This is a genomic window from Vibrio sp. 378, from assembly GCF_033339435.1.
This window is the reverse complement of the sequence record NZ_JAWOUO010000045.1, coordinates 1-2,288: the sequence shown is the minus strand read 5'-3', so window position 1 is coordinate 2,288 and position 2,288 is coordinate 1. Positions and strand designations below refer to the sequence as shown.

1 protein-coding gene and 2 tRNA genes are annotated in these 2,288 nt (G+C 43.9%); all 3 read left to right on the top strand.

Annotated elements, in window-relative coordinates; all coding sequences use genetic code 11:
* The first annotated feature begins 1 nt into the window (after position 1).
* The 3 genes from R7Q48_RS23875 to R7Q48_RS23865 all read left to right on the top strand — a co-directional run bounded on the left by R7Q48_RS23875 (position 2) and on the right by R7Q48_RS23865 (position 2,287).
* A tRNA-Asn gene (locus tag R7Q48_RS23875) sits at positions 2-77 on the top strand.
* 275 nt (positions 78-352) lie between these two features.
* A complete protein-coding gene (locus R7Q48_RS23870) occupies positions 353-1,978 on the top strand; it encodes a methyl-accepting chemotaxis protein (protein ID WP_253657761.1) in 1,626 nt (541 codons plus the stop codon).
* Positions 1,979-2,211: 233 nt separating this feature from the next.
* Positions 2,212-2,287, top strand: a tRNA-Phe gene (locus tag R7Q48_RS23865).
* Position 2,288: the final 1 nt, after the last annotated feature.

Here is a 2,288-nt window from a genome sequence, read left to right as displayed (position 1 = left end):
TTCCTCCTTAGCTCAGTTGGTAGAGCGACGGACTGTTAATCCGCAGGTCGCTGGTTCGAGCCCAGCAGGAGGAGCCACTTTTAAAGCCGCATCACTTGATGCGGCTTTTTTGTATCTGCTTTATACGTCATTTCTCGTTTTCCCATTTATCTGCACTTCATTTCTAAACATCAGCGAACATTAAATCCTTTCTTCAAAAACACTTATTTCACGATAAAAATTTAATCCTCATCGTAATTTCAATGCGCATTAGTATCCGAGCATATTCATCTTCACTAAGATGCCCGAGTTCTTACATTTCTTCTTTTAGCTATGCCTTGCATAGTGATAACACTTTATTTGTGAGCTAAATATGAAACTAAAAACTCAAGCCTATTTATTATCTGCGATCATATTGCTAGCTCTCCTAGCTCTGACCGCAACGGGCTTATGGACTCTTCGCGTCGCAAGTAACCTTGATAACAAAGCTCGAGTTACTGAGCTATTTAAAAGTGCGTACAGCATACTTACCGAAGTAGAAAAGATGGCTATCGAAGGCAAAATGCCGGAAGACGAAGCGAAAGCATTAGCCACTCGCCTACTTCGTAACAATATCTACAAAGACAACGAATACGTTTATGTCGCAGATGAAAATATGATGTTCATCGCCGCACCACTAGATCCTCAACTGCACGGAACCAGCTTCCATGACTTTAAAGATGGCAGTGGTAATAGCGTAGGCCAACTCATTCTAGATGTATTGGGGCACAAAACAGGTCAGATCGTTGAATATACCTGGAGCCAAAAACAAGCAGATGGCAGCATTGAAGAAAAACACTCGATAGCAGAAAAAACACCACACTGGGGCTGGGTTGTCGGTACAGGTATTGGCTTTAATGAAGTTAACGCACGTTTTTGGTCGACAGCACAATGGCAGCTTGTGCTGTGTCTGATTATCGCGGGAAGTATTCTAAGTGGCCTGATCATTTCGATTCGCAAAATGCTTAATCTACTTGGTGGTGAGCCTAACGATGTGCGCAAAGCAGTTCAAGCTGTCGCTCAAGGAGACATTCAGACCAGTTTTGATACTGTGGCACCGAGAGGAAGTATCTATCGTGCCGTGCAAGATATGAGTCAATCACTAGCTACTATGGTGACAAACCTAGAGAAGTCTATGCATGCACTGCGCGCAGAGTTGTCTGCCGTAGAGGCTCGATCAAATACGATTGCCGATCTTACCGTATCTCAGCAGCAATCAACGGCGATGATTGCCACTGCGATGACTGAAATGGCATCTTCAGCCAACCATGTTGCCAATTCAGCAAGCGACACCGCAAACAATACGGACGAGGCTGACAAACAAAGCCAACATACTCAGAAACTCATTCATAACACGGTTGAAAACATTCAAGGTTTAGCTTCTCAATTAAATACTGCGAGTAAAGCGGTCGCCGATCTAGATCAGGATGTAAATAATATTGTAAAAGTGCTCGATGTGATTGGTGATATTGCAGAGCAAACAAACCTATTGGCACTCAATGCAGCCATTGAAGCAGCACGTGCTGGAGAACAAGGCCGAGGCTTCGCAGTCGTTGCTGATGAGGTACGCAACCTAGCAGGACGCACACAAGACAGCACAAAAGAGATTCAGTATATGATCTCCAATCTGCAAGAAGGCTCTCGCAATGCCATTCACACAATGGAAATATGTGCAGAAACCAGTGAAAGCACTGTTACAGAGTCTAAGAATGCCTCTGAAGCTCTACAGCAAATTGTAACGGCGTTAGAATCTATCACCACAATGAGCCAGCAGATCGCTACTGCTGCCGCTGAGCAGACGCAGGTTAGCGATGATATTGCGCTACGCATAAACCTTATCGAGGAAAGCGGAGGCCAACTCAACTCTGTCGTAACCGAGAGCCAATCAAGTACTCAAAGTTTAGCTTCACTAGCGAATGAGCTAGAAGGTTGGGTAAACAAGTTCTCAGTAAAGCACTAGTTTAAAGTCAATTGTTCAATAAAAAGCACGTTTTCAGACGTGCTTTTTTGTTTTTATCGCCTTTATTTTGCAAGTGAACACACTATCAATGTTAAAACATCGCTTAAAGCATGGCGCATTGCTGCTAAAAACGCATAAAAACAGCCCACTCCGAGCACAAATTCATCAAACGATATTTTATTTTAATTTTATTGTTGACCTGAAAGCCGAAAAGCCTTTTAATACACCTCGTCGCCCGGATAGCTCAGTCGGTAGAGCAGAGGATTGAAAATCCTCGTGTCGGTGGTTCGATTCCGCCTCCGGGCACCAC